Genomic DNA, 255 nt, shown 5'->3' with positions numbered 1-255 from the left:
AGTGTGAACTCAAAACTTAATTTCAAGCTTTCCGAATTTACAATTTTGGTTAATTACGCAGGTAATTGTTTGGCTGACAAAGCCGTGACGAGCGAGCCGCGGAGTGTACTTTAGTACATGAGCAGTGTAGCGAGGAAACAATACCGTCAGACGAAGAATTAACCAGTAAGAATTTGTCTGGAAACCATAGAGCTGTGGTCCCACCTGAATCCATTCCGAACTCAGAAGTGAAACACAGTATCGCCGATGGTAGTG

1 rRNA gene is annotated in these 255 nt (G+C 43.5%); it reads left to right on the top strand.

Going from position 1 to position 255, the window contains the following annotated elements:
• Positions 1-176: 176 nt before the first annotated feature.
• Positions 177-255, top strand: a 5S ribosomal RNA gene (rrf, locus tag K5Q92_RS24115); the annotation flags it as partial.

The organism is Shewanella sp. MBTL60-007 (genome assembly GCF_019654915.1).
Taxonomy (GTDB): Bacteria; Pseudomonadota; Gammaproteobacteria; order Enterobacterales; family Shewanellaceae; genus Shewanella.
The sequence above is the reverse complement of the archived record's forward strand: the minus strand, read 5'-3'. Positions and strand labels throughout refer to the sequence as shown.